Source organism: Clostridium saccharoperbutylacetonicum N1-4(HMT) (assembly GCF_000340885.1).
GTDB lineage: Bacteria > Bacillota > Clostridia > Clostridiales > Clostridiaceae > Clostridium > Clostridium saccharoperbutylacetonicum.
In genome coordinates this window covers 2,710,407-2,736,756 of the sequence record NC_020291.1, presented here as the reverse complement: position 1 = coordinate 2,736,756, position 26,350 = coordinate 2,710,407, and the positions used below count along the sequence as shown (strand labels likewise).

24 protein-coding genes and 1 other RNA gene are annotated in these 26,350 nt (G+C 28.5%); 7 read left to right on the top strand and 18 right to left on the bottom strand.

From position 1 onward, the window contains the following. Nucleotides 1-148: 148 nt before the first annotated feature. From CSPA_RS12110 to CSPA_RS12085, 6 genes are all read right to left on the bottom strand, one after another. Nucleotides 149-673, bottom strand: a complete 525-nt coding sequence (locus CSPA_RS12110) for a 2'-5' RNA ligase family protein (protein ID WP_015392565.1) — start codon at nucleotides 671-673, stop codon at nucleotides 149-151. 188 nt (nucleotides 674-861) lie between these two features. After that, nucleotides 862-1,806 (bottom strand): transglutaminase domain-containing protein, encoded by a 945-nt coding sequence (locus CSPA_RS12105; protein WP_015392564.1) that lies wholly within the window; start codon nucleotides 1,804-1,806, stop codon nucleotides 862-864. A gap of 202 nt (nucleotides 1,807-2,008) precedes the next feature. Continuing rightward, complete coding sequence (locus CSPA_RS12100; RefSeq protein ID WP_015392563.1) at nucleotides 2,009-3,358, bottom strand: MATE family efflux transporter; 1,350 nt, start codon at nucleotides 3,356-3,358, stop codon at nucleotides 2,009-2,011. 105 nt (nucleotides 3,359-3,463) lie between these two features. Then, complete coding sequence (locus tag CSPA_RS12095; RefSeq protein WP_015392562.1) at nucleotides 3,464-4,858, bottom strand: GGDEF domain-containing protein; 1,395 nt, start codon at nucleotides 4,856-4,858, stop codon at nucleotides 3,464-3,466. A 226-nt stretch (nucleotides 4,859-5,084) separates the two neighbouring features. Further along, a complete protein-coding gene (locus CSPA_RS12090) occupies nucleotides 5,085-5,717 on the bottom strand; it encodes a YczE/YyaS/YitT family protein (protein WP_015392561.1) in 633 nt (210 codons plus the stop codon). A 287-nt stretch (nucleotides 5,718-6,004) separates the two neighbouring features. After that, the gene (locus CSPA_RS12085) at nucleotides 6,005-6,823 is read right to left on the bottom strand and encodes a hypothetical protein (RefSeq protein ID WP_015392560.1); all 819 of its coding nucleotides are present in this window, start codon (nucleotides 6,821-6,823) and stop codon (nucleotides 6,005-6,007) included. A gap of 231 nt (nucleotides 6,824-7,054) precedes the next feature. Here CSPA_RS12085 and CSPA_RS12080 point away from each other — a divergent pair, with 231 nt between their 5' ends. After that, complete coding sequence (locus CSPA_RS12080; protein ID WP_015392559.1) at nucleotides 7,055-8,083, top strand: 3-deoxy-7-phosphoheptulonate synthase; 1,029 nt, start codon at nucleotides 7,055-7,057, stop codon at nucleotides 8,081-8,083. A 78-nt stretch (nucleotides 8,084-8,161) separates the two neighbouring features. Here the strand turns inward: CSPA_RS12080 and CSPA_RS12075 are convergent, their stop codons facing one another. Next, nucleotides 8,162-8,449, bottom strand: a complete 288-nt coding sequence (locus CSPA_RS12075; protein WP_015392558.1) for a DUF503 domain-containing protein — start codon at nucleotides 8,447-8,449, stop codon at nucleotides 8,162-8,164. A 269-nt stretch (nucleotides 8,450-8,718) separates the two neighbouring features. Between CSPA_RS12075 and CSPA_RS12070 the strand changes: the two genes are divergently transcribed. After that, the gene (locus CSPA_RS12070) at nucleotides 8,719-8,988 is read left to right on the top strand and encodes a hypothetical protein (protein WP_015392557.1); all 270 of its coding nucleotides are present in this window, start codon (nucleotides 8,719-8,721) and stop codon (nucleotides 8,986-8,988) included. 123 nt (nucleotides 8,989-9,111) lie between these two features. Here the strand turns inward: CSPA_RS12070 and CSPA_RS12065 are convergent, their stop codons facing one another. The 8 genes from CSPA_RS12065 to CSPA_RS12035 form a co-directional block, all read right to left on the bottom strand. Continuing rightward, entirely contained in the window at nucleotides 9,112-10,110 is a 999-nt protein-coding gene (locus CSPA_RS12065; protein WP_015392556.1) for a C40 family peptidase, read from the bottom strand. 203 nt (nucleotides 10,111-10,313) lie between these two features. Then, complete coding sequence (locus CSPA_RS12060) at nucleotides 10,314-11,405, bottom strand: ribose-phosphate pyrophosphokinase (protein WP_015392555.1); 1,092 nt, start codon at nucleotides 11,403-11,405, stop codon at nucleotides 10,314-10,316. 273 nt (nucleotides 11,406-11,678) lie between these two features. Beyond that, the gene (locus tag CSPA_RS12055; RefSeq protein WP_015392554.1) at nucleotides 11,679-13,436 is read right to left on the bottom strand and encodes a helicase-related protein; all 1,758 of its coding nucleotides are present in this window, start codon (nucleotides 13,434-13,436) and stop codon (nucleotides 11,679-11,681) included. A gap of 732 nt (nucleotides 13,437-14,168) precedes the next feature. After that, the gene (pepT, locus tag CSPA_RS12050) at nucleotides 14,169-15,386 is read right to left on the bottom strand and encodes a peptidase T (RefSeq protein WP_015392553.1); all 1,218 of its coding nucleotides are present in this window, start codon (nucleotides 15,384-15,386) and stop codon (nucleotides 14,169-14,171) included. A 185-nt stretch (nucleotides 15,387-15,571) separates the two neighbouring features. Further along, nucleotides 15,572-15,742 carry a hypothetical protein gene (locus CSPA_RS30095; protein WP_015392552.1) on the bottom strand — a complete coding sequence of 57 codons (171 nt, stop codon included), beginning with the start codon at nucleotides 15,740-15,742 and terminating at the stop codon, nucleotides 15,572-15,574. 92 nt (nucleotides 15,743-15,834) lie between these two features. Further along, nucleotides 15,835-17,103, bottom strand: coding sequence for a sensor histidine kinase (locus CSPA_RS12045; protein WP_015392551.1), 1,269 nt, complete (start codon nucleotides 17,101-17,103; stop codon nucleotides 15,835-15,837). Nucleotides 17,104-18,037: 934 nt separating this feature from the next. Beyond that, entirely contained in the window at nucleotides 18,038-19,150 is a 1,113-nt protein-coding gene (locus tag CSPA_RS12040; protein ID WP_015392550.1) for a DUF3810 domain-containing protein, read from the bottom strand. A gap of 229 nt (nucleotides 19,151-19,379) precedes the next feature. Next, the gene (locus CSPA_RS12035; RefSeq protein WP_015392549.1) at nucleotides 19,380-19,796 is read right to left on the bottom strand and encodes a hypothetical protein; all 417 of its coding nucleotides are present in this window, start codon (nucleotides 19,794-19,796) and stop codon (nucleotides 19,380-19,382) included. A 176-nt stretch (nucleotides 19,797-19,972) separates the two neighbouring features. Here CSPA_RS12035 and CSPA_RS12030 point away from each other — a divergent pair, with 176 nt between their 5' ends. The 3 genes from CSPA_RS12030 to ssrS all read left to right on the top strand — a co-directional run bounded on the left by CSPA_RS12030 (nucleotide 19,973) and on the right by ssrS (nucleotide 22,375). Next, nucleotides 19,973-21,022 carry an agmatine deiminase family protein gene (locus tag CSPA_RS12030; RefSeq protein WP_017810660.1) on the top strand — a complete coding sequence of 350 codons (1,050 nt, stop codon included), beginning with the start codon at nucleotides 19,973-19,975 and terminating at the stop codon, nucleotides 21,020-21,022. Between the two features lie 16 nt (nucleotides 21,023-21,038). Beyond that, a complete protein-coding gene (gene aguB, locus CSPA_RS12025) occupies nucleotides 21,039-21,917 on the top strand; it encodes an N-carbamoylputrescine amidase (protein ID WP_015392547.1) in 879 nt (292 codons plus the stop codon). Between the two features lie 266 nt (nucleotides 21,918-22,183). Further along, nucleotides 22,184-22,375, top strand: a non-coding RNA gene (gene ssrS / locus CSPA_RS29145) — 6S RNA. A 124-nt stretch (nucleotides 22,376-22,499) separates the two neighbouring features. On the opposite strand, the gene CSPA_RS12020 is transcribed toward ssrS, so the two are convergent. After that, on the bottom strand, nucleotides 22,500-23,177 hold the full coding sequence (locus tag CSPA_RS12020; protein ID WP_015392546.1) for an SIMPL domain-containing protein: 678 nt from the start codon (nucleotides 23,175-23,177) through the stop codon (nucleotides 22,500-22,502). 529 nt (nucleotides 23,178-23,706) lie between these two features. Between CSPA_RS12020 and CSPA_RS12015 the strand changes: the two genes are divergently transcribed. Both CSPA_RS12015 and CSPA_RS12010 read left to right on the top strand, forming a co-directional pair. Continuing rightward, nucleotides 23,707-24,258, top strand: coding sequence for a biotin transporter BioY (locus tag CSPA_RS12015; protein ID WP_015392545.1), 552 nt, complete (start codon nucleotides 23,707-23,709; stop codon nucleotides 24,256-24,258). Between the two features lie 106 nt (nucleotides 24,259-24,364). After that, on the top strand, nucleotides 24,365-24,976 hold the full coding sequence (locus CSPA_RS12010) for an ECF transporter S component (RefSeq protein WP_015392544.1): 612 nt from the start codon (nucleotides 24,365-24,367) through the stop codon (nucleotides 24,974-24,976). Between the two features lie 110 nt (nucleotides 24,977-25,086). Here CSPA_RS12010 and CSPA_RS12005 read toward each other — a convergent pair whose 3' ends face one another. Together CSPA_RS12005 and CSPA_RS12000 are read right to left on the bottom strand one after the other, a co-directional pair. Further along, nucleotides 25,087-25,683 carry an NUDIX hydrolase gene (locus CSPA_RS12005; protein WP_015392543.1) on the bottom strand — a complete coding sequence of 199 codons (597 nt, stop codon included), beginning with the start codon at nucleotides 25,681-25,683 and terminating at the stop codon, nucleotides 25,087-25,089. A gap of 16 nt (nucleotides 25,684-25,699) precedes the next feature. Further along, on the bottom strand, nucleotides 25,700-26,269 hold the full coding sequence (locus CSPA_RS12000; protein WP_015392542.1) for a GNAT family N-acetyltransferase: 570 nt from the start codon (nucleotides 26,267-26,269) through the stop codon (nucleotides 25,700-25,702). Nucleotides 26,270-26,350 lie beyond the last annotated feature (81 nt).

Sequence of the window (26,350 nt, the reverse complement as noted above, 5' to 3'; positions counted from 1 at the left end):
TGTAAAATCTGGACAATCTGTAAATGAAACAAGCCCCCATTAAGAACCATCATCAGCTCAATTTCACATGCCTGATTCCATAAAAATGTATCTGATTTCTAGTGTAGTGTTACGATTATAATTTCTCAATAATACATATATATTACATTTATAAAGTAAACTCTCTATATACTTTCCACGTTCCTTCTTCCCATTTATAAATAGTAACATTATTGAACGAACAGTTAAATTCACATGGATATTTCTGAATATATTCCCATACCTTAGAGAAGATCGATTTTAGCTTTTTTGAAGCTAATGTTACATGAAAAGTTTTATCCTTTCCATCATTTTTATCGAATTCAATATAGGGTATTTTACTAATTGTATCAATCAGTTTATCATGAAGATTTTTTGCTTCATCTGACATAGCTACTTTCATGTAAATTACTCTATCATCAAAATGATCATAACCGTCGATTTTAAAAACTTCTCCTTTTTCATTTTCACTAAAATCCTCTAATACCTTAATTAGATCTGAAATACCTTTATCATGTTCAAAAGGTGCTTTAATAGTAAAATGAGCAGGAAGTTTAGATGATTTTGCCTTAAATTTATTGAAAAGTTCTTTTCTTAAGTTATTATTAAAATCCCCAGCCTTGCCTTTTATAACACAAACTATTACATATCTCATACTTATTTCTTAATGAGCTTAGTATTTTATTTACCTTTATTACTAAGCATTCCTCCTATCTTTTTTTTGTAACGTATTCTTATATTTTACCCCAAATCTTTATAAATAAAATCAAGTTATATAAAACAAAAAATCCTGTTAATAAATATTGAATTTACCAACAGAATCTTTCCAATTAAAACATATAATTAATTCGCTTCTGGATATTTAGTACTATCCCATGTATGGTCATTACTGATTTCTTCATCAGTTAAATTATAATAATCATATTGTAAAACATCTCTATACGATACAGGATCATCCCATGTACAATCCACATGACGCCATTTACCATCAATATAAACCAAATTCCATGCATGGTCTTGTCCATCAGCTTTTCCTTCAACTACAATTGATTTTATTCCTGCTATAGTAAACATTTTTTGCGCAAGTAACGAATATCCTTCACAAACTCCTGTGTGCTTAATCAAAGTATTATATGGATCATATATTGAATAAGATTGGTCATATCTAGTATTGTTTATTATCCAATCATGTATTGCACGCTCTTTTTCAACTTGACTCATACTATTTGGAGCTATTCCTTCAACTATACTTCTTGCTTTTACATCTAATTGAGCTTCCATCTGAGCATTCATCTTGTAAGTACAATCAATTGTTATATTAATAGGGCCAGATCCATATCTTGTTATACTTAAATTATAATTATTTACATTAAACATTTCATATGAATTGGTGATCTTCAATTTATTTATTTCACTTTGAAATATGTTTCCAATATTCTGCATATTAGCATCATCACCATAACATCTTATGTAAAAGTGAGGATTCTGAATGCTTATATTTTTTATAAGTTCTTGATCTATTAAATCACTATCTGAATATTTCCATGCGCCACTGCTATTTAGATAGTATCCATCAATAGTTGTATCATATGCCATATATCCACTTGAATTAAAATAATACCAATTCCCATCTATTAACTTCCATCCAGTAATGTGTGAAGAATTTCCTTCTGAATATATCCATCCAACATTATCTTTTTTCCATTCTGCACTTGCTCCAACTGAATTTAATGATAATATTGCTACTGCCGCTAAAGAACTAGCTACTAATTTTGCTATTTTTTTCATCTTATGTACCTCCTGACATCACTTTAACATTATTATATCATATTACATTTATTTTTTAAGTACACAAAATTTTACATATTAATTGCCATAATATTGACACAATTATGATTTATCCTAGTATTATAGATAATAATTCATTATTATTTCTCCTCATAAATAGAAAAGAATGACTTATCCCCCAAATAAGTCATTCTTTTTATATTTAGTTTATATAAATCTTTTCTTTAATTATATTATTATATCTACTATAAAAAGCTATGGCTAGAATAATATAATTAATCGCCATTCCAATATACACACCAGTTAATCCCAAATAAATAATCTTAGTGAAGAATAAAATAAATATCACACCCATAAAATTAATTAATATTGAAGCTAAAAATACCCATTTTCCATCATCTATTCCTTGTAAACTCAACTTATATATCGTAGCTGGAATAAAAAAAGTATTTATCAGCAAAGCAATTGGAATATACAAAATAGAACTATTAATTAACTCTGTATCATCAGTTATTATACGCGGTATATAATTTTTTAAAATCAAGAGGACGATTATAAGCATTATAAAAAATGATACTGCAAGAACTAAACATCTTAATGGAGTTTTCTTGCCTTTACTTAGATTTTTAGCCCCTAAACTTTCACTAATTATTGTAAGAGAAGCTTGAGAGTATGCATACATTGGCATCAACAAAATGTTTACTACTGCTAATAGTAAATTATAAACTGAAACTTCAAGTATTCCAATAAAAGAAAGAATCGAATTTATTGTAATTACAAGAAGTGTTGACTCAAGAAATTCCTGTCCCATAATCGGTGCTGATAACATTAAAGTTTCTTTTAAAGATTTTATAATTTTATTAGATGATAATGTATGCAATTTAGACTTCCTAGTTACAACTAAATATACTCCTATATTTAGAAAAATCCCCAGTATTGAACCTATTGCATGTCCTCTAATACCCATCTTTTGAAATCCAAAATAACCAAATATAAAAACATAATCAAAAAATACATTAGATATTGATGCAATAATATTGCCGTACAAAATATATTTAGTTTTATTCATTATTTTAAAATAAGAAGAATATGTAAAAAGTATCATATTCAGTCCAATTGAAATACTATATATAGTTAAATATTCAGAAGCATCAATTAATTCTTCTCCATCAAATCCATATAAAGTTTCCAATATAATTTTTCCGAATTTCAATGCTCCTAAAAAAAATACTGCACCGATAAAAATATTTAAAAATATATTTAGCCCAAAATTACTTTTAAGTTCATCATATCTTTTTTCACCTTTGCACCTTGCACCAATTATATTAAACCCGATTGATATTGATCCTAGAACTCCAGTTATACTATTTATAGTAGAAGCTATAAGACCTACTGCCCCAAACGCTGCTAAAGAAATCCTTCCAACCATTGCTTGGTCACAAAGTCCAATAATCATAGCCAAAACATTATTTAACACTAAAGGTAATGCAATATGATTTATCTTTTTATATTCATTCTTATTATAATTCTCTATTAAATTTTTTATTTTCATTAAAACCACCCTTCTTTTCTTATACTAGAAAAAAAGAGTTAGTATACGCGCCCCGTACAAACGGATCACCTCCTATATAAAAAATAGACTTTTTATATGCAAACGTTAATCATACGTGCATATTTGATTTCTACCATTTTTCTTTGCCTTATATAATCCTCTATCAGCAAGTTCAAACAGTTCTTTAAAATCTGTAATTATTCGATCTATATTATCTGAAATCCCAATACTTATCGTAATTGAAATAACATCATTTCCATCATGTATTTTTAAATTTCGTATACCCTCAAGAAGTTGCTCTGCTTTACTTATAGCCTTTTCTTTTGAGTTACCCTTTATAAGAATTACGAATTCATCACCACCAAAACGCCCAACTAAATCTGGCTTTTTAATTATATTCAAACATGTCCTAGAAACTTTTTTTATAACTTCATCTCCAAACAAATGCCCATAATTGTCGTTGAAAGATTTAAATTTATCTACATCAAAAACTATACATATTATCTTATCATTCTTCAACCATTGATTTGCTGTAACTTCTATATAACTCCTATTATAAAGACCTGTCAAGAAATCCATGTTAGCTTTTTTTCTCATTTCCGCCATATTATGCTTTACCTGCAATTTTAATGCCATTGATTGAAGTTCCCTGTTATTAATTTCTTTAAGAAGTGTTATATATTCTTTTTGAACCTGGTAGCCCAAATCAATATTCCCCATATCATCACAGAGTTTACATCTTTCTTCTTGAATTATTTGTAATAGATGAATATCATTATAACTTTCAACTAAAGTTTTAGCCACATTATATGATTCTAATGCTTCTTTATACAATTTTTGTTTACTATACCAACAACCTTTTAAATGATAAACCTGGGATTTTTCTCTAATAAATAAATCTAAAATTTCATCATTAATTATTTCATCAATTATATGTTTAGAATTTTTAAAATCATCTAATCCTATAAGCGCTTTTCCTATATTTAACCTAACTCTAAGTTCTAATATTTTACTTGCCGGCTTATGAAGTCTTGCTATCTCTAATCCAATAACCGCCATTTCTAAGGCTTCAGTATAATTTTCTTCTATCATACATATATGAGCATAATTACTATATGCATTGCTTACAATATTATATTTTCTTAATTTTTTACCTAAATCTATTGCCTTTTTTAACGTATCCTTTGAACTAACATAATCTTTATTATACTCATAAAGTAATGCTAAAATATTACTTGAATTTAGTATATCTTCTTCATCACCATATTTATCACAATATTCACTATGTTTTGAAAGACTCTCAAATGCCAATTCAATATCTCCAATACAATAATACGAAGCTCCAAGATTTATATATGCAGTTAATAAAGATTTATAATCCTTTAATTTCATAGCTTTTTTTATAAGATTATAACAATTTTCAATAGTTTCTTTATATTTTCCTTCCGCTCTTAACTCAGTAACTCTGTTCCGAAGTAATTTCAACTCCTCTTTTGACATATTTACTACTCCTAACATTCCAAATTATCCATAGCATATATAATAATCGCCCTTCTCTTATTCTATAATTCATATTATTATACTATAGTCTTATTCAAAATATCTAGTGCAAAATATAAAATTATTCCAAAAAAATCCACTCAAGAGCATTCTTACTTTAACAACATGTATGGCTTACCTTTTCCCTAAAAACAAACTTGCCATTAAACAAATTTATTTTAATTTGTTAGTCTGCAAAAGCAAGTATATTGTTTCTAAATAACAACTTTACTAAAGCAATAGCTCGTCCCACACCAATTACTGCCATTAATGTTCCAAAACCTATTCCAACTACTTGTCCAACAGATAGTAATCCAATGACTATTGTAATTAAGACACTTGACATATCAATAATATTCTTTGATAAACCAAGTTTAATATCTAACCTATAAGCTAATGCCTGTGTAAGCCCATCAGCAGCATTTGGTATAAAGTTCATCTCTACTGTCATGACTACACCAATTCCTGTAAGCATAATTGCTACAATTAGCAAAAGTACATTCAAATACAAACTGCTAAAATTTATAACTATTATGTCATTAAATAAATTAATTACTTTACTAAATACAAAACTCATAGGAATTTGTAACAAATCAAACGAACGAAACTTCTTTCCACGAAGTAAAAACTGACCAAAAACACATAAAATATAAATGCACAAAGTTGCATTTCCTAAATTGACTTTCCAAATTTTTGATATGGAATATGGTATAGATATAATTGGAGATACCCCCAAGCCTGTCTTTGTATTTAATATGATACCTAATGCAAGTACAATAAGACCAATGCAATACACAATTCCTCTATAATATCTTTTCATATGTTTCCCTCGATTCTTTATTTTTTACCAAATTTAATTATATCACATCCTTATAAAATTCTTCTGTTTTTTTATTCTTTAGAAATTTATAATGCAGTAAAATCTGTGGATAATATATGAAAAAGGCTATTTAACTGAGTTGTGTATAAGAAAAGAATAAAAAACAAATCATAGTCGCCTGCATAAAATGTTCTCATATGCAGCTAGCTGCCATTTCTAATAAAATGTTCTCATATGCAGCATAGCTGCCACTTCAAATGTGCATATCCTTTAATAATGCATATATATTAATCTAAAATTAATCTATCACTAGTTTCATTTAACATTTCATCGCTCGTATCTCTTGTGCCTCCACCAGTTGAAGTACCCATACCACCTGTAGTTCCAGTACCTCCACCAAAGGTTCCTACCCCAGTTCCCATTCCTCCTGAAGTTCCTGGTGTTCCAAATCCGCCAAAGGTTCCACCTGTTCCCATTCCTCCTGTTGTTCCACCAGTAGTTCCAATACCACCAAAGGTACCTCCTGTTCCAAATCCTGTTCCCATTCCTCCTGTTGTACCTAATCCACCTTGTGTTCCAACTCCACTAGTTGTACCTCCGGTTGTCATTCCACCGCTTGTTCCAGTTCCTCCTGTTGTTCCTCCACCAACTTGAGTTCCAGTTTGCCCCATATTCCCTGTAGAGGTTCCTGTTGTACCAGTCATTCCAGTTGTTCCTGTAGTTCCAGTATTAGTATATTTTAATAATTGTAGTTCACCTTTATCTTGCCATTCTTGAAGTTGATCAATAGCTTCTCTTGGGGTTTTCCCTCTTCCCACAAGAACACCCAATAAAGCAACTCTCTGATACATATATGGATCAATTGTACTTCCCTGCTGACCTTGTGTTATTGCATAATTAATTATTGGAGTAATATATCTAACCCAATCATCAGGAGTAAAATTTGCTGGAGTTTTAGCAACTCTAGTATCATACCTAGAATCTCCCATATTCCAATTGAATTCCTCATTTAATAAAGGTTCGTTTAATATAGACCAAGTTTCTTCATTACGAGAATTATCACCTGACAATTCCCCGATAGTTTTAAAATCAAAATAAATAGACATAAAATACCTCTCAAATATTTCTACCTATTAAATGTATGATTTAGGCAATCAAAAATTGCTTAATCTTCCTATTTTTTTAATAACTTTTTTCATTTATATTTTATTCTAGCTTGACTAGATTTTTCAATAATTATATAGTTATATAGATATCTTCTATAGAAATTATAATATTTGAGCATATGAAAAATAATACAATTTTGGATATCAAAAAATATCAAGGGGGCACTTATAATGAGTTTTATAACAGTAAGAAAAATACCATCTCCAGAGGAAATTAAAGAATTAACTCCTCTTGCAGATAATTTAAGAAAAATCAAAGCAGAAAGAGATTCAGAAATTAAGGAGATATTTGCTGGAAACAGCGACAAATTTATTGTAATAATTGGACCTTGTTCAGCAGATGATGAAAATTCAGTTTGTGACTATGTAAGCAGATTAGCAAAAATAAATGAAAAAGTAAAAGATAAGCTTTTTATAGTTCCTAGAATTTATACAAATAAACCTAGAACAACAGGTGAAGGCTATAAAGGAATGTTCCATCAACCAGATCCCGAAAAATCACCTAATATTCTTGAGGGATTAATTTCTATCAGAAAGATGTTCATTCGTGCAATAGAAGAATCCGGCCTCACTCCAGCAGATGAAATGCTTTATCCTTCTAACTATATGTATTGCGATGATTTATTAAGTTATGTTGCTGTAGGAGCAAGAAGTGTTGAAAATCAACAGCATAGATTAACTGCTAGTGGAATTGATGTGCCAGTTGGTATGAAAAATCCAACAAGTGGAGATATTTCAGTAATGTTTAATTCTATACAAGCAGCTCACGCTAAACATAACTTCTTGTATAGGCATAATGAAGTAAATACGACAGGTAATCCTTATAGTCATGCTATTATGCGTGGGGCAGTTAATCAGCATGGTAACAGCATACCAAATTATCATTATGAAGATTTAATAAAAGTTGCTGAAGCTTATAGCGAATATAATTTTCCATATCCTTCAGTAATTGTCGATGCAAACCACGCCAATTCTATGAAAAAATTTGCTGAACAACCTCGTATAGTAAAAGAAATTCTTTATAGTAGAAATTATAATACTGAACTTAACAAGTTAATTAAAGGGGTTATGATCGAAAGCTATATTGAAGAAGGTTGCCAAAAAATAGATGAACATATTTACGGGAAATCAATTACGGACCCTTGTTTAGGCTGGGCCGCTACTGAACAGCTACTATACTATATTGCAGAGCAAGTATAGTATAGTAAATTAATCTCTATAATTTAGATAATATTATTTTATAAATATAGGAACTGGTTCTTCAGCTCCTATATTTTTTTATACTCTAAGTTCTTCTTTGCTTATTTCCACCATTTCGGCATCAGTATTGTCCTCAATGAAAGTTATAATATTTTCCATTGTCGAATCACATTGTGCTGAGTTTGCACATAATCCGGCAATACCTATAATTATTTTCTGATGAATATCTTGTTCGTCTACCTCAGATACAGATATATTAAATTTATTTTTTAATTTCTGTACTATACTTTTTAATATCATTCTCTTTTCTTTTAATGAGTGTACCCATGAAGCCCTTAATGTAACTTCTAAATATAAAATAGTCATTTCTTTATAACAACTCCTTTTGTAAAAAAATTTTGAACTTCCTACAGTAATTGTTTGAAAATTCTATCAATTTTATGATTATTTAAGTATTTTAGTCTATTAATTGATATAAATATAAAATTATCATATTTTTCATAAATAAATTACTTCATTTATAATTTATATTGATAAACTAATATTTTCTCCAAGATGTATTTTTTTTATTTATGATATATATTTAGATTATAGAAATAACTAATAAAAATCTTTATAAATTAGGAGGTTTTATTATGAACTATAGAACTTTTAAAACTTCAAAAACTAATTTGACTAGTTATAATTTCAATAAAGACATTATTAATAATATTGTTTTAAGGAACTTATATAATTTTTCAACACTACTTGTAAAGGTCTTCAAATCACTATTAAATTTACTATTCACTCCTACAAAATATATCTATGATGAGGTTAACGATACTTATAGGCCTTGTAATGACAATTATTATTTTAGAGATGTTACTGATTTACAATTAAAAGCTTCACGAAGAACTTTTTTATAATATACAAATTCAACGACAACTACCAATAAAATAATTCCATTAAAAAGGTTATGAAACAATTCATAGCCTTTTTAATTTATATTTCAGACAAGCTGATTTTATATTCACAATTTTCACTAGTAATTAATTTAACACTCTTCCCACATATTTCATATTTGAAGTACTCAATCTACTTATCTTAACAATATCGCCTGTATGCGGTGCTTGAATATACATATCATAACCTATATACATCCCAACATGTGTTGAATCTGTAGTTTTATTAAATACTAAATCTCCAGGTTTAATTTCCGCAATGCCAATAGGTTTTGCAAAGCTTTGTTGCTCCTCAGATGTTCTTGGAATTTCCATACCTTGTGATTTAAATACATATTGCATAAGCCCTGAACAATCAAACCCTTCTGGTGATTCTCCTCCCCACAAATATGGAACCTTTAAATATTTTTCTGATTCCTCTATGAGAGTTTTAACTTTAGGAGAAATATCTGAGGGAAGTGTTACTGGAATTGTGACACCTTCATCAGCAGTTAGTAAGGCAGTGTTATCTTGTACATATTTCATAAGATTGCTTTTCTGATTTTCTAAATCAGAAATTTGTTTTTCAACCTCAGCTTTATTTTTTTGAAGTTCGCTATTTTCTTTATTTATATGGTCTTTAATATCTAAAAGCTGCTTTTTTGATTCCTCTGCTTTTAAAATAAGCTTTTTATCGCTTGTACAAATTTCTGAAATTAAGTTTACTTTTTTTAATGCATCTAGAACATTCCCTGAAGAAAATACCGCATCTAAATACTGCATTGGAGTAGCTTCAATGCCACCATTCAATTGAATCCCTTTTAAACGTTCTGATAATTGATTATCTTTTTCTTCAACCTCAACTTGTGCATCTTCAAGCTCCTTTTCATTATCCTTGATGTCACTTTCCTTTTGAGTAATTTGGTCTTTTAATTTATTAAGTTTGTCCATATTATATTCAATTTGATTATCATCCTCTTGTATGTTTTGGATTGCCTGCTCAAGTGATATATCTGTTGGTTCTGCAAATGCTGGTAATGCATTGCTTGTATAAGTAATTAGTAAAAGTAACGTAGTCGTTACAACAATTCTGCGAATTCTTTTCATCTTATCCTCCTTTAGTTATTATCTTATAGATATAAAATTCTAAAAGTAGAACCGATTATTTACCCAATACAAACAATTATACTACAAACAAATTTTGAATTCCTTACCATTTCTTAAGATTTTATTAAAAAAACAACAGGAATCACCTTAAATCCCCGTTGTTCTTCCAAATATATACAATTTAATATATTATAATATTAATATTACTTATTTAATAAGCTATGTATAATTCTAGTTGCATCCATATATTTAGCTATAGACCTTCCATGATTTAATCTATTAATAATTCTAGACATAAATTCTGACATATCAGCATGGTTAAACCATTCAGCTTCATATAAGTTTTGCGATATATAAGTTAAATTAGTAGAATAAATTCTCTTAATCAATCCTTCTTCATAAGCTTTATTGAATTTTTCAAGTCCTTCTGTGAAAAAAGCAAATGTTGCCGCAACATAAACATTTCTAACGTTTCTCTTTTTTAATTCTTTAGCTATATCAAGGACAGATTCTCCAGATGCTATCATATCATCTACAATTAAAACATCGCTACCTTCAACAGATCTTCCCATATATTCATGTTGAACAATAGGATTTTTTCCATTAACTATTGTAGAATGATCTCTTCTTTTATAAAATAATCCAACATCAACACCTAAAACACTTGAATAATAAATAGCTCTATCCATAGCTCCAGTATCAGGGCTGATAACTAGTAATTTTTCTTTATCAAGTTCTAATGATTTTTCATTTAATATAAGTGATTTTACTATATCATATGTTGGATAGATATTTTCAAAAGACATTAAAGGAATAGCATTTTGAATATTTGGATCATGTACATCAAATGTAAGAATTTCATCTACACCTAATCTTTCAAGTTCTTGAAGTGATAAAGCGCAGTCTAAAGACTCTCTTCCCTTGCGTCTATGTTGTCTTGACTCATATAAAAGAGGCATGATTACAGTTATTCTTGCCGCTTTACCTCTAATTGCTGCAACTGTTCTCTTTATATCTTGAAAATGTTCATCTGGTCCCTTATTGTTTTCAAACCCGAACATTTTGTATGTACAGCTGTAATTTCCAACATCACATAAAATGTATATGTCCTTTCCTCTAACAGTTTCAGAAATTTTAACCTTTCCTTCACCATTAGAAAATCTAATTTCCTCAATTGGCACTAAAAACGACTCAGTGCACTCTCTGCTTTTTTGGATATACTTGTCTATAGCATTTCCTAATTCTGTACAGCTCTCTAATGCTATGATTCCAAGTTCATGATTTAATTCACTCATTTGCGTTCCCCTTTTTTTAATATTTTGTAGTACTTATTATAAAAACTCAAACAATTTAAGTATAACCTAAAATTCCATATATATAAATATTTAATTACAAATTTTATTAAATTTTCGTATTTTATCTTTTATTTAAACGTTATACATTAATTTTTCCAACTTACATTCCTAATCTGACCAAACCAAAAATTAATTTATATGTTAAAAATAACATAAATAAGGAATTAGCAATCAACATTAAATTATTAATTTCATTCTTTAATTATAATATTTTTATATTCCCAATAAAATCTCATTTATTTCTTCACTAACTTTAATCCTCTCATCATATACCCATTTCGGATCAAATTTTAAATTAAATATTTTTGAAAATGAATAATACATATTAATTTTTTGATAATATATTTCTAAATCATCAAGACTTCCTTTAAAGCATTGTGGTTTAAATAATTCTTCCTGCTTATTTATAAACAATTCATCTACATAATCAAGAAATGTATTCATTAGTTCATCACTGCTAACATCAAATGGTACTTTTAGTAAGTCCCACTGGATTTCTTCACTCAGTTTATAATTTTTTATTTTATCTAAAATCAATAAATACTCACTTACATCCATTTTAGTATAATAATCCATCTTTTCTTCACGAGTACTCCAAAGAGCTAGTTTTTCATTTAGTGGCAAACTTTTTATTTTAAGTATTGCTTCTGTTGGACCAATAACAGCTTGTTGTATTACTTGATCCTCTATTTCCAACTTATCTTTAATTACACTTGCATTTCCTCCAACACTAGCAATGTAACCAACATCGTAAATTCCAATTCTTCCTGCACGACCTCCAACTTGTTTTATTTCCTGTGAAGTTAATTCCCTTACTTCTTCTCCATCAAATTTTCTTATACTCATAAATATAATTCTTCTTATAGGTAAATTAACCCCCATTCCTATTGCATCAGTTGTAACTAAAATTTTCGTTTCTTTATTTACAAATTGTGTATATTGCATTTTTCTAACTTCTGGCGGTAAATCTCCATAAATCACACTTGCCTTAATGCCTCTACTTGAATATTCTTCAGCTATTTCTAATACTCTTTTTTTGGAAAACACTACAATAGCATCACCTTCTTGAATATCATTATAACTAAAGTTTTTAAATTCAACTTCTAATGGTATAGCCCTTGTATATTCTTTTATTTCAAAATCATCCTTGCAGTCCTTAATTATTGTTTCTAATATATATTTAGCATTAGCTGCACCACATATATGGATTTCATCACATTGTAAGCCAAGTACTGCTTTGCTCCATGCCATTCCGCGGAACGGATCACTAATCATTTGAATTTCATCAATAACTGCAATTTCGTAATGTTCTCTTAAATTGACTTTTTCAATGGTACATGAAGTATGAGTAGCTGCTTCATTAATTATTTCTTCTTCTCCTGTCATTAAATTACATAATACCCCTTCACTGTTTAATCTTTCGTAATTCTCTAAAGCAAGTATTCTAAGAGGAGACAAATATACACCTTTTTTTGCGCTTTTTAAACGTTGTAAAGCATTATAAGTCTTTCCAGTATTAGTATCTCCTAAGTGTATGTAAAATTTTCTCTTCATACTTCTAGCAATAAGATATTCATCCTTTGGATTCTTGGGAAAATTCTCCTCAAATTCTTTTGCTACTAATTTAGGAATATGCAATTTAGTAAGTATAGTCATTATTCCTTGATTTAAAAAGCTATTGTAATTTCCTCTTATAACTTCGTAAAAATCAAACTCTGTATTATTACTTTTATTATATTGATCAAGAATCTTTTTAGATATATCCTCTAATAATTCTTCATATCGTTCATATACCTCTTTATAATCTCTTAGATTTTGATTTTCTAACTCTTTAAGTTTTACAAGTTTCTTTCTTATTGCACTTTCATGTTCAATAAGTGCTCCAGGCTTGGAGTGTTCAACTATTTCTTCTATTTGATTAATTTGACTTTTGTATTTTTTAAATTCCCTTTGTGCTGCATTATTTTTCATCCTAATACTCCCTTTTTAGTATTTTACAATGTCAATAAAACCGTTTATTGTTTCTATATTTATAATCTAATTACTTTATATTTTATATAGTTATATGCAAATTATACCATACTCCTCTATTTTTAATAAAATACATAAAGAATAAAAAAATCGCAGGCGACTGTGGAGCCGGAGATTTTTAATATTAAGTTCCGTATTGTGCTTCGCACTCTTTTTATAGGTGCGCATCTGCCTTTTCGAACGTATGTGAGAAAAATGTGCACATTAGAAAAGGCAGCTATGCTGCATATAAGAACATTTCCTTAGAAATCTCAGCTATGCCCCTATAAAAAGAGCAGCTATGCTGCAATACGGAACTATCTGCATATGAGAACATTTTATGCAGGCGAATATGATTTGTTTTTTATTCTTTTCTTATACACAACTCACTTAAATAGCCCTCTTCATATATTATCCACAGATTTTACTGCATTATAAATTCCTCGTAAAGAATAAAAAAAGCCGTTGCAAAAATGCAACAGCTTCTTTGTTAAAATCCAATGTGATTCTGATCTTATGCAGCCTCCTTTGTCGGCTGCTTTTTTTCTAATGTGATTCTGATCTTATGCAGCCTCCTTTGTCGGCTGCTTTTTTTCTAATGTGATTCTGATCTTATGCAGCCTCCTTTGTCGGCTGCTTTTTTTCTAATGTGATTCTGATCTTATGCAGCCTCCTTTGTCGGCTGCTTTTTTTCTAATGTGTGTATCTTTTTAAAATTTCTATTATAATTTTTGTGCAGATATCCATTCCTTCTACTGTAATATGTTCATACTCACCATGGTAAGCAAAACCTCCTGTTCCAAGATTAGGACAAGGTAAGCCCATATAACTTAATGTTGCTCCATCTGTTCCCCCACGAATAGGTTCAATTACTGGTGTTACATTTAATGCTTTCATTACTTCTGTTGCATTATCAATTAAATGCATACAAGGCTTTATATGTTCAAGCATATTTTTATATTCATCTTTTATTTTAACTGTTACTGTTCCTTCGCCATACTTTTCATTTAATAATTTCTCAGTTAATAGAATTGTGTATTTTCTATTTTCAAATTTATCACTATTATGATCTCTTAGTTTATATTTTAAGGTTGCTTGATCTGTACTTCCAGAAAAATGCTCCAAATAGTAAAAGCCTTCATAATTTTCTGTATGTTCTGGTCTTTCGCCTGATGGAAGCATTGAATTAAATTCAATACCAACATTAACAGCATTAATCATTGTATTCTTAGCAGATCCAGGATGAACTGATACTCCGTGAATTTCAACTTCAACACCGGCTGCATTAAAGTTTTCATAAGAAATTTCGCCTTCTATTCCCCCATCAATTGTATAAGCAAAATCAGCTCCAAAGTTTTTCACATCAAATAGATGTGCTCCAAGCCCTACCTCTTCATCTGGGGTAAATCCAATGCATATTTTTCCATGTGGAATATTTTCATTTATTATAGTTTCACAAGCAGTTAAAATTTCAGCTATTCCTGCTTTGTCATCTGCACCTAAAAGTGTAGTTCCATCTGTAGTAATAAGCGTTCTTCCTACTAAGTCTTTTAAATGCGGAAACTTCTCAGGTGATAATATGCCATTGTTTCCTTTTAATATGATGTCTCCACCATCATAATTTTCAATAATTTGAGGATTTACATTTTCTCCTGGAGCTGCTGGTGCAGAATCTAAGTGAGCAATAAGTCCTATACTTGGTTTATCTTCATAACCTTTAGTTGCTTGTATTACTCCATAAACATAGCAATGCTCATCAACTCTACATTCCTCTATTCCAAGCTCTTTCATTTCTTCAACTAATAAATTTGCTAAATCAAATTGCCTTTTAGTTGTTGGATGTGTGTTAGAATTTTCATCCGATGTAGTATATACCTTTACATATTTTAATAAACGTTCATAAGCTTTCATAATTTTATCTCCTTCTTATCACATATAATTCTTCAAACATAAAACTTTACTTAAATGAAGAATAATCACATAACCATTTTACTTATTCCTTCTAAATAAATCAATAATTGCTAAAAAAATTTATATAATATATATAAAAAAAGTAGTTTAAACCTCACAGTTTAATCTACTTTCAAAATTCATTTTCATGCTCGCAAAAACTTTTCATAATTCTCTATTTTATCCTCTCTATTGGTGACTTTAAGCCAATTATTGTATTTTAAAATAGTATCCTCAAGAACATTTAGTTTTACCTTCTTGGTTTTTTCTTTTCTAATTTCTGCGTACATATTTATTTTTATTATATTTCCCAACATTTTCACCTCCTTCTAACTAATTATACAAATAGATTTATTATTTTTGGTACTAAAATAGTTAAAAGTTAGCAATTCAGTATATATATTAAATATTAAACAACAATTGAATCTTCTAATTTATCTATAGGTAAATCAATTACAAATCTAGTAATTACCTCATTACTCTCAACAAATATTTTTCCATTATAATTTTCTATCAATTCTTTAACTATACTCAATCCATACCCATGATTTTTATCATCATCCTCCTTGGTTGTAAATCCAGATTTGAATATTTTATTAATAATCCCTTCAGGGATCTTTTCACCGTCATTTTCAATTTCTATAATAATATTTTCATCTTTATTGTACGACCGAATAGTCAATCTCCCTTTGTTCTTCATAGCTTTAACAGCATTATTAACAATATTAACAACAATTCTATACAATTCCATTTCAGATATAGCTAATAGTGCTAAGTTAGCATGTTCTTCTATTTCTATATTTATATCTTCTGAAGTTACATGTTTAGTCGCATATGATAGAATAGATTCTTGTACTTTATTTTCTTTTCTTTTATTCGTTTCTCCTGCAACATTTATAGTACTTTTTAACAAACTCGATACATTTTCATACTGTTCCATCATACATAACTCATATAAAGATGACATCTGCATTCCATAAGTATTTTTTATCACGGTCAATTCAACATTTTTAATTTCTAGTTCTTGATTTAATTTATATATTTTATTTGCTCGTTCCTTAATTTGTACAAAGTATACAATGCTAATAATAATAAAAATAATTAATAGCATAAATATAACATTTTTCAATAAAGGAGGTTCGTTTTTATATCTAATTATATAAAATGAAATTACAAAATCCGGAATAAAACTAAATAGGAGTATAGATATTAGTGAAAATTCCCCATCTAGTAATATTTTATAAAACTGCTTAATTAGTTTAGCAAACTTCATACATGTTATACACATTACAAATTGAAAAAGATAAATAAATAGTGCTTTGAACATGTCATTATGTTCTTTAAATATAATTTTTTCAATAAATTCATAAAATAAATTTCCAAATGTAAATACACTCAACATTACTATTGAATAACTTAAATTCAAAGCTAATAATGCTTCAATGTATTTCTTATTATAGAAGAATATTATAACTAACATACATAACATATGAGTAACGAAAACACATATAGAAACATTACCAAATTTGTTTGGAATTATATAACCAATCATAGACAATATTATTACACTTAATACTAGTTTCTTATCAAAAATCTTTTTGTATCCTAAACAATAATTAATTGTATATATAAATAATATACTTTGAAATATTGTACTTATAATATCTATATAATCCATTTCAAGCCCACATCCCTCTCACTACTTTTTTATCTTAATTGTATATTAGACTTAGATATAAATTCAGTATCCACCGAAATACATGAATTAATAATAAATTTAATTCTATTTCATTGAAGACCCAAATAATTTTTCAACCTAACTTTCTTAATTATTAATGTAGAATTAGAAACTCATTCGTTTCCTATTCTTGTATATTTTAAATGCTTTTAGAAAAATATCACCTTTCTACCTCTATAACCAAATTATAATAAATTTTTTTTAATTATTCAACATTTTGTAGTAATATATTGTAAAATTAAGTATTAATACCTCTAATTTTAAATAATAAAATACTTTGTATGTTTAGGAACATATTAATAAATAAATTAAAAAATAACTCAAAAAAATTTTAACCATCAATTAGCTAACTTTCTTAACTAATTGATGGTTAATTTAATCCTAACCCTTTACTACTACGAAACGAATCTATTTGAATTGCCATCACCCTTCCATTGTCAAAATTTAAAAATTTCATTTTTATTTTAATATAAAACAATTTTTAATTTACTTGTTACATTACTTAGATATATTTTTCTCAAATAACCTTACTATAATTAGTAATACTCCCTGCGCCTTAATCGCCCTTTTGATTACTAAATAAATCTTCCGATGATTTATTTAGTACTTACAACTTGCGTTCTAATACGCTTGTCCTATATTACTAATCCACCATCTTCAATGGTTATGTGTTATTGGTCATACCTAATTAATATTTTTATAAGATGTAATTAATCTTGATTTTGTAATTTATTTAATAGAGTTAGGATTATTTTGTTAATCCTCCTTTCTTGTATTTATTATAGCATTTAAATTGTCAGAATTCAATATATTTTCTGATAATTTGTATAATTTTTTTTATAATTATAATTACCTTTATTTTTATATAAACACTTTATTTAAATTGAACTCCGTATCCTGAAACCAATAACTTTACAACAGCATTATAGCTTTTAATACCATTTTCCTGTCCACTTATTTTTAGCAACTTATCGTAAGCATCATTGTGAATTTTAGATATTCTCCCTCTATACTTATTCCAATATAAAGCATCATTTTTTAATTCTGCTTTAACGTTAATAGAAAGTTCATTATTGATTTTTTTAAATGCCTCTTTATTCGAATCATATAAATCATTCATACAGTAAGAATACGCCATTAAGTATCCACTATATTGATATTCATAATTATTAGAATTAATACATGCTAAAAAACCTATATAATTCGCTTCATCTTCATTATTAAATCCTCTTACATGACTTAATTCATGACATATAGTACTTGGAACATCGACTTTAGGCATATCATTATTATAATTGGCTTCTAAAGTAAAATCTGTTTCTCCCTCTAATAATTGATAGGACATTACTTTAGAAAAAAGATATGGTTTAGGAAGCGGATAATATCCTTGGAGACAAGAATATTTATCGCCCAAGTTCTTCATACTATTAATCCCTTCTTCCTTTACGCTATCATCTAATTTTAAAAGTCCATATTGATCCTTTTGTATTTTATTATCTGATTCATTAAGCTCGTCTTTAAGATAACTACAAAGTTCAGTCAAATTTTCTTCTGAAACATCTTTATTCTTCAAATCAGTCAACTTAGCAAAACTTGGTCTAAAAGCATTAACCCCTAAAGTCACTGCATTTAAAAATATAAAAATTGAAATATACAAAATAATATTAGCTGTTGCCCTAATAATAATTTCTTTAAGCGATATTTTCTTCTTATATTTCAAATATATATACATAATTAATTTAATAAAAATAAATAAAATAAATCCAATAACGATTAATTCATAAACTGAAAATTTTATTATTGATAATCCTCTCCCAATTACATTAACTAAATTTAAGTAAATATTTTCATAATATATGTTTGCAAATCCACTAACATACCTTGACATTCCAAATAAACCAGCACTAATAATAAGTAATAATCCACTACCCCATAGCTTTTTTTTACTCCATTTTATCTTCTTACGATTGTCTACTAAATTACTCATATTATCTATATTTGATACCTTTCATATAATTAATCTTTTTATTTTCACTTTAATAAAATCATACTACATCTCTTATTAAAAAAAAATATAAAAGTAATAGGAGTATATTTAAATTATACAAATACACTCCATCTGTAGCTACTTGACCTTAAACAATTACAGACTAATAATTTTCAAAACACTTTAATCTATATTTTTATCCATATTATTTATCATATTAGTAACTAAATCATCTAATTGATACATTTTTTAATCCTTCTGGTATTTTAAAATTTGGATCATTTAAATCTCCGCCCATCTTTACAATAATTTGCTTTGCCTTTTCTGCATTTTGATCATCTGCATTAACAATTACTTTATAATTTACATCTGCAATTTCTTCGAATTTACCATAACCACTTACCATTGGACTTGCTGCTGCCATAGGGCCTAACATCGGATCACCTAAGGGACTGTCACTAGTAAGAACGTAATTTGCCAAACTATTTGTACTACTTGCAGTTGTTGGAAGATTTGTTCCTGGATTATTGTTTCCTGTATAATGTTCATTTATATCTGCAGCTGCATCAGTTATACCTGCTCTCTTCAATGTCTCTACAGCATCATTTGCAGCTTTTATACCACTAAAGTAACCTTCTAGCTTCATAAAAACACCTCCATTTAATATTTAATTAATTCAATGAATATTGTTTCACTATATATAAACTATTATTCCAAAATATTTATACACTTTAAATCTTGACATTGAAATAAACGCCAGTTTATTATATGATAGATGCTATAAATATAGCAAAATATAATCCTAAAGAAATGGGGTATTGTATGTATCCAAAAGATTTAAATTATAAAATGCCTGCTGAATGGACTACTCATGAGCGTACATTCATTTCATGGCCTGTCAAAGAATCTATGTGTTATCCAGAAAATCATGAAAGTGTATGTCTTGGATATGCAGAATATATAAAAGCAATTTCTGAATTTGAACCAGTCACTGTTATTGTAAATCCAAAAGATTTAACTGATGTTACTAAACTTTTTGCTTCTTCAAACATTAGTTTTCTTCCAATTGATCACAATGATGCATGGCTTCGTGATAATGGTCCAACGTTTGTCGTTGATGAAAATTACAATATAGCTGGAGTTAACTGGAAGTTTAATGCTTGGGGTGAAAAATATGCTCCATGGGATTTAGATGATATGGTGGCTCCAAAAATCTTAGAACATTTTAATGTAAAGAAATTCGATGCACCACTTGTTCTTGAAGGTGGATCTATTCATGTTGATGGTGAAGGTACCTTACTTACTACAGAAGAATGCCTTTTAAATCCTAATAGAAATCCTGACCTTACAAAGGAACAAATTGAAAATTATGCAAAGCAATATTTGAATATTGAAAAAATCATTTGGTTAAAGAATGGTTTAGATGGTGATGAAACTGATGGTCATGTAGACAACATTGCTTGTTTTGCTGCTCCTGGGAAAATTATAATGCAAACTTGTGACGATCCAAATGATAAAAACTACGAAATCACTTTAGAGAATCTTGAAATACTAAAAAACTCAACTGATGCAAAGGGAAGAAAGTTAGAAGTAATTTCTATCAATCAACCTCCTAGAGTTGAATATGAAGGTGAAAGATTAACCTTAAGTTATTTAAATTTTTATTTTGTAAATGATGGCATTATTTTGCCTATCTTTGGTGGAACTGCTAAAGAAGCTGACAAATTAGCTGAGAATGTATTAAGTGAAACTTTTCCTAATAGAAGAATTAGAACGGTTGATGGAATTACTGTAATCAAAGAAGGTGGCAATGTGCATTGTACAACACAACAAATGCCACTTGTTAAAACTTCCAGAGCTAATAAGAAATAATACGAGGTGATAAGTTATGAGAAATGTTAAAGTTGCTGCTACACAAATGAGTTGTTCTAACAATATTGACGAAAATATCTCTAAAGCAGAACAATTTGTTAGAGACGCTGCTGATAAAGGTGCTCAAATCATCTTACTTCAAGAATTATTTGAAACACCATATTTTTGCCAAAAAGAAAAATCTGATTATTATGTGTATGCTTCAACAGTTGAAGAAAATAGAGCTATTAATCATTTTAAAAAAATTGCTAAAGAATTAAAAGTAGTTCTTCCAATTAGCTTTTACGAAAAGAAAAACTATGCTAGATATAATTCCATAGCAATTATAGATGCTGATGGTGAAGTACTTGGAACCTATAGAAAGAGCCATATTCCTGATGGTCCTGGATATGAGGAAAAATTCTACTTTAATCCTGGGGATACTGGCTTCAAGGTATGGAATACTCGTTATGGAAAAATTGGTGTTGGGATCTGTTGGGATCAATGGTATCCTGAAGCTGCTAGATGTATGACTTTAATGGGAGCAGAAATCCTATTCTACCCTACAGCTATTGGCTCTGAACCACAAGATGGCTCAATTGATTCAAAAGACCATTGGCAAGCTTGCATGTTAGGGCATGCTGCTTCTAACTTAATTCCTGTAATTGCTTCAAATAGAGTTGGTATTGAAGCAGATGAAGATTCTAAAATAACCTTTTATGGTTCTTCCTTTATTGCTGGACCACAAGGAAATAAAATTGTTGAGGCTAATAGAACAGAGGAAACTGTTTTAGTTGCTGAGTTCGATTTAGATCAATTAGAAAATCAACGTATTGAATGGGGTATATTTAGAGATCGTCGTCCTGATTTATATAAGATCATCACTTCCTATGATGGAGAGTTAATAATTAAATAAGTTTCTTTTAAAACATAGCTGTACAAATTTGGTGCCAAGGAGACATTTCTACCATTTTAAATTTGTACAGTTTTAAAATTACTAAATATTACATTGACCGTCACAGCACATTTTTCTTGTGCATATCAAATAAATATGTTATTATAATTTAGCAGTAGAAAACAAAGGTTTTCCTGCTCAATTAAGTTAAATAGCAATATTGTTTATTGAACTAAAAAAATTTAAAGCATTAAGTCGTGGACAAGTTTCCATGAATTAAATATATTGTTTTTCTGAAATATACGTTAAGCTCTTATTTTGAACCTACATATTAACTTCGGGAGTTCAATATTTAGATGAAGAAATGTACCTTTCTGTGAGTCCATTTAAGGCATTAAGGGCGATTGAAACATCTGTGAGGACACCCACCTATCGAGAGATAGGTGTCAAAATCAGAGTACCGGTATTTTGGATATAATATGAATTTTAAGCCAATGTTTAGGATTATTCTAAAGCATTGGCTTTTTTCAAATATATAAAAAGAATTAAATAATTCAATACTAACTTCTTTTTTATTTACTAATTATCAATTTAAATCAAACTTTATTCCATATATTCAAATACAGCTTCAACGTTTGCTTCAATATTATTTTCTCCTGCTTCAATAGGAGTTGTCCCACTTACAGACTTAAAAGTCATTGCTGGTAATGGCGATATGTTTCCCATAGCAAGTTCAACTATTCTTATGGGAATATCATTTAATCTCACTCCTAATTTATTTCCCATAACCCTTGCCTTATTTTGAGCATCTGTGACAGCTCTATTTAATACTTCGTAATAATATCTTTGTTCATTTGAAACAAGAAAATTGAGATCTCCAATATTATTTGCTCCATTTCTTACAGCAGTATCAATTACTTCTCCCGCCGACTTTATATTCGTTATAAGAACATTTAAATTATTAGTAACCTCATAACCTCTAAAAACTTGTTTACCCTCAATATAATCATATTTTGTTCGTATATTATAGTTTTGAGTTTGTATATTGTCAGGAAATACTCCAATTTCTAATATACTATTAATAACATTCTGGGTTATAAGAGCATTTTCCTGTTGTGCCACTTCTAATTGAACATTTTCTGTTATAACTCCAATTAGCAACTTAGCTAAATCAGGCTTTACACTTAATATACCTTTTCCAAAAACCTTAATTATATTATTTAATTGACTTTTTGAATAATGGTTAAAGCTATATTTCTCATTATCCTCTAATACATTCATAATTTTCACCCTCTGAAAATATTCATTATTTTATATTATGATTAATTGAAACAAAAGTCACTAAATTGTTATAATTTCCATAGATATCCAAAGCGAGAATTAGACTTATGCAACAATTACCGAAATCAGATACATTTATCTTCCAAAGGACTAGTGAAATTTTCGCTGGAAGGTTCTAAGTGGAAGGTTGCACTCATTTCTGCATGTTCCTAAAGTAAGTTTATGACAAGCAGAAAATGAAACAACCTTCCACTAATAACCATCATCAGCTCAATTTCACATGCCTGCTTCCAGAAAAATGTATCTGATTTCTGGTGTAGTGTTACAATTATAGTTTCTCAATACTACATATATATTACATTTATAAGTTTGATTATTAAATTGGATATCTATAAATTTAATAAACCTTTTTAATTTTTATTTGTTAACCAATTTTTAATTTTAAAGTTGACAATAAACATAATTAATTATATACTAAATCTAAATTAATTTGCTAATATTTTATAACATTATTAAGGAGAATAGAAATATGGAAAATACAAGAAGAATAAGTACTCGCCAATTGACTTTGATTGGTGTAATGACTGCAGTTATTTGTATCTTAGGCCCCCTATCACTTCCTATAGGAATAGTTCCTGTTTCCTTGACTAATCTTGCTATTTTTTTTGCAATATATGCTTTAGGTGGAAAAAAAGGAACCATTAGCTGCATTGTTTATCTTTTCATTGGAATTATTGGATTACCTGTCTTTTCAGGTTTCTCAGGAGGATTCACAAAATTGTTAGGCCCAACAGGTGGATATTTAATTGGATTTATTTTTTTGGCATCAATCAGTGGAATCTTTATAGATAAATTTACAAACAAAATTTATATGTGCTTATTAGGAATGATACTTGGTTCAATAGTTACATATATTTTGGGTACTATTTGGCTAGCATATCTAACTAAAATGCCGTTTAACTCAGCCCTATCAGTTGCAGTTATTCCCTTTTTGCCAGGAGATTTAATAAAAATGATACTTGCAGCATTGATTGGACCACAAATTAGAAAGAGACTTATAACTGCTGGATTATATGCTTAAAGGATACCCTATATGTATCCATACAATTGCCTTTTTAACTTTTCTGATGTTATAATAACAGCAGAATTTTCATATACAGATAGTTTTTACAAAGGGGGCATATTATATGGAAAATAAAAACACTCGACTTATTAAATTACTTCAAACAGGAATACTTGCTGCATTATGCTTTGTATCTTTTACTTTTCTTTCAATTAAAATACCAGTAGCAGGTGGTGATGCAGTATCTCTGCATGTGGGAAATGCTTTTTGTGTTTTGGCTGCTTTACTTCTTGGAGGTTTGTATGGTGGCTTATCTGGTGCCATAGGAATGACAATATCTGATTTGTTAGATCCAACCTATGCTATTGGTGCACCAAAAACATTCATTTTGAAATTGTGTATTGGATTAATTACTGGATTAATTGCTCATAACTTTGCTAAAATAGATCAAAGTTATGATAAAAAATATATTGCCAGATGGACAATAATTGCTGCTATTGGAGGATTATCTTTTAATGTTGTTTTTGATCCTATTGTTGGATATTTTTATAAACAATATATTCTTGGTCAACCACAGCAAATGGCTGCTATCCTAGCCAAATTTAGTGTGTTTGCAACTTTTATTAATGCTGTTGTCTCAGTTATATTAGTAAGCACCATCTATAATGTTATAAGACCTGTTTTAAAAACTTCTGGATTACTTTTTCCTGTTGCAAAAAATAAGTCCATAAACTAATTAACTATATATTAATGTACACCTAAAAACTTATATAAGCAAAACGTTACATTTAAATAATTTCAAAAGTAACGTTTTGCTTATTTTAAGTTAATAACTTAATTTATTTTCTATTTTCCCTTATATACAGTTTCAAGTAATCTTTCATTATATTCCCTAATATGAGGACATATATTATCCTCTCTAAGAACAACTTTCTTACTTCCTTCAATTGAAGATACTTCTAATTCTTTCAATTCTTTATTAATCCACTTTTCATATTCAATTACTGATACTCTCACCATATCTTCAACTTCGTCCCCTAAAATAAATTTAGTATTATCCTTTACTTCTAAAAGATACATTTCACATATTTCATTATCAAAAAATTCTCCCTTTTGAAAAGCTTCAAATTTTCTTCCTAGGTATTTCAAATCATTTTTGTTTATATTTAATCCAATTTCCTCATCTAATTCCCGTATCATAGCTATTTCTGCCTCTTCTCCTGCATCAATATGACCTGCACAAGCTATATCATACATACCTGGAAAATCTGATTTGTTAAAGGATCTTTGTTGAAAATATAAATAGATGCCAATTTCTCCTCTTTCTATTATCCAGCAATGAACTACTTTGTGCTTAAGTCCCTTTTTATGGATTTCATCCCTAGACAATATTCCTACTTCTTCTAATTGTTCATTATATACTGTTAATAATTCTTTCATCATACATATCTCCTATAAATTAATTCAACAAACTAAGCTTTACATTATCAAGATAAAGCTTACCTTTAACTATTTCTTTATATATACCCTCCAGTCCTTTATAAATAACTGACTCCTCAGTTTTTTTGTTGTATAAACACATTACAGAAAAATTAACTTTAAATAATTCTATTGAAATTTTAGTCATTTTAAATCCATTTCTCTCATAAAATTCTATCCTTCTCTTACGTATTAATTTTTCAGCATCCTCAAAAGCCTCTTCTACTTTTTCAACTTCTACAAAAATACCGTTATAATCTTTACATTGTTCCTTTAAAATAGCTAGCAATTTACTTCCTATCCCCTTATTTCTATGTTTTTCGCAAACTGCATAGTAATCAATCAACATATATTCTTTTAAAGTTACAATAAATGCATAAGCTAATAAATCTTCATTATCATACAACCCATAGCATATATAGATTTTTTTCTTTAAAAGATTTAGCATTACCTCAACAGGTTTTAGCTCTTCACTAGGGAAGTCTAATATCATATGTTCATTATATACCTTAATTATTTCTTCTTGATTCAGTTCTTTAATTTTCATCATTATTTCATTCCAATCTATTAATTTCCATTTTTTTATTTCTCTTGTTTTCTATTTTAACACAAAAATAATATTTTTTATAAA

Excerpts from the sequence above, each read along its gene's own strand:
- CSPA_RS12085 (WP_015392560.1), bottom strand. The coding sequence starts at position 6,823 with ATGTCTATTTATTTTGATTTTAAAACTATCGGGGAATTGTCAGGTGAT.
- CSPA_RS12030 (WP_017810660.1), top strand. The coding sequence starts at position 19,973 with ATGTATCCAAAAGATTTAAATTATAAAATGCCTGCTGAATGGACTACT.
- CSPA_RS12095 (WP_015392562.1), bottom strand. The coding sequence starts at position 4,858 with ATGTCAAAAGAGGAGTTGAAATTACTTCGGAACAGAGTTACTGAGTTA.
- CSPA_RS12110 (WP_015392565.1), bottom strand. The coding sequence starts at position 673 with ATGAGATATGTAATAGTTTGTGTTATAAAAGGCAAGGCTGGGGATTTT.
- CSPA_RS12080 (WP_015392559.1), top strand. The coding sequence starts at position 7,055 with ATGAGTTTTATAACAGTAAGAAAAATACCATCTCCAGAGGAAATTAAA.
- CSPA_RS12100 (WP_015392563.1), bottom strand. The coding sequence starts at position 3,358 with ATGAAAATAAAAAATTTAATAGAGAATTATAATAAGAATGAATATAAA.
- CSPA_RS30095 (WP_015392552.1), bottom strand. The coding sequence starts at position 15,742 with ATGTTGGGAAATATAATAAAAATAAATATGTACGCAGAAATTAGAAAA.
- CSPA_RS12040 (WP_015392550.1), bottom strand. The coding sequence starts at position 19,150 with ATGAGTAATTTAGTAGACAATCGTAAGAAGATAAAATGGAGTAAAAAA.
- CSPA_RS12010 (WP_015392544.1), top strand. The coding sequence starts at position 24,365 with ATGGAAAATAAAAACACTCGACTTATTAAATTACTTCAAACAGGAATA.
- CSPA_RS12065 (WP_015392556.1), bottom strand. The coding sequence starts at position 10,110 with ATGAAAAGAATTCGCAGAATTGTTGTAACGACTACGTTACTTTTACTA.
- CSPA_RS12020 (WP_015392546.1), bottom strand. The coding sequence starts at position 23,177 with ATGAATGTATTAGAGGATAATGAGAAATATAGCTTTAACCATTATTCA.
- CSPA_RS12000 (WP_015392542.1), bottom strand. The coding sequence starts at position 26,269 with ATGATGAAAATTAAAGAACTGAATCAAGAAGAAATAATTAAGGTATAT.
- CSPA_RS12105 (WP_015392564.1), bottom strand. The coding sequence starts at position 1,806 with ATGAAAAAAATAGCAAAATTAGTAGCTAGTTCTTTAGCGGCAGTAGCA.
- CSPA_RS12035 (WP_015392549.1), bottom strand. The coding sequence starts at position 19,796 with ATGAAGCTAGAAGGTTACTTTAGTGGTATAAAAGCTGCAAATGATGCT.
- CSPA_RS12055 (WP_015392554.1), bottom strand. The coding sequence starts at position 13,436 with ATGAAAAATAATGCAGCACAAAGGGAATTTAAAAAATACAAAAGTCAA.
- CSPA_RS12070 (WP_015392557.1), top strand. The coding sequence starts at position 8,719 with ATGAACTATAGAACTTTTAAAACTTCAAAAACTAATTTGACTAGTTAT.
- CSPA_RS12015 (WP_015392545.1), top strand. The coding sequence starts at position 23,707 with ATGGAAAATACAAGAAGAATAAGTACTCGCCAATTGACTTTGATTGGT.
- pepT (WP_015392553.1), bottom strand. The coding sequence starts at position 15,386 with ATGAAAGCTTATGAACGTTTATTAAAATATGTAAAGGTATATACTACA.
- aguB (WP_015392547.1), top strand. The coding sequence starts at position 21,039 with ATGAGAAATGTTAAAGTTGCTGCTACACAAATGAGTTGTTCTAACAAT.
- CSPA_RS12075 (WP_015392558.1), bottom strand. The coding sequence starts at position 8,449 with ATGACTATTTTATATTTAGAAGTTACATTAAGGGCTTCATGGGTACAC.
- CSPA_RS12060 (WP_015392555.1), bottom strand. The coding sequence starts at position 11,405 with ATGAGTGAATTAAATCATGAACTTGGAATCATAGCATTAGAGAGCTGT.
- CSPA_RS12090 (WP_015392561.1), bottom strand. The coding sequence starts at position 5,717 with ATGAAAAGATATTATAGAGGAATTGTGTATTGCATTGGTCTTATTGTA.
- CSPA_RS12045 (WP_015392551.1), bottom strand. The coding sequence starts at position 17,103 with ATGGATTATATAGATATTATAAGTACAATATTTCAAAGTATATTATTT.
- CSPA_RS12005 (WP_015392543.1), bottom strand. The coding sequence starts at position 25,683 with ATGATGAAAGAATTATTAACAGTATATAATGAACAATTAGAAGAAGTA.